This is a genomic window from Rhizobium alarense (genome assembly GCF_021555155.1).
Classification (GTDB): Bacteria; Pseudomonadota; Alphaproteobacteria; order Rhizobiales; family Rhizobiaceae; genus Rhizobium_D; species Rhizobium_D alarense.
The window spans coordinates 1-623 of sequence record NZ_JAKGBU010000197.1; the positions used below are offsets into that span (position 1 = coordinate 1).

Below are 623 nucleotides of genomic sequence, written 5' to 3' on the forward strand. Positions count from 1 at the left end.
ACGACCGGCGGATCCGGCGGGAGGGGCGACAGGTTCTGGCGCCGGCACCAGGCGGTAAAATGCTTCCAGTCGGAAGCGTAGGCGCGGCGGGTGTTGGCGGAGCTGGCCGCCTCGACATAGCCACGGGCGCGATCGGTGAGGTCCTGCAGATGTGCCGGCAGGTTTTTCGGGGCGCTTTCCGTCGACAGCGGCGCGGCGGAAACATCAGCGGAAATCGCCGTGCTGGGCGGCGGCGCTGCGCCCTCCTGAGCGTTGTTTTGGGTGTTTTCGTCGACGATTCGGGCCATTCTCTCTATAAAGAGCAAAACGAGCGATAATGCAAGATTATCGGATATTATCATGAGAAGACGGGCTGTGCGGTTCAATGCAAATTCAAAGCAAAAACCGCATGCCTGACGTGCACTCCCTTGCACGCAGTCGCCCGTGACATCCCCGCCGAAAATGCCGGGTTGGCCGCACTGCCCGCCCGACCGGAGGGCCCGCGCGGGCGTCACTCAATCGACCCTTGACCGTTTCCGGACGGCCTCCCGCGGCAATGAGGATATCGGCTGCTTATATCCAAAGATAAATAGTTGTCGTTCGTAGCGCCTGTTATTGACACTCATCGCCAAGTTCATTGGGGA

General features: G+C 60.5%; 1 pseudogene. It reads right to left on the reverse strand.

The features are described from left to right. Positions 1–287: pseudogene (locus LXM94_RS25980) on the reverse strand (integrase); the annotation flags it as partial. Positions 288–623: the final 336 nt, after the last annotated feature.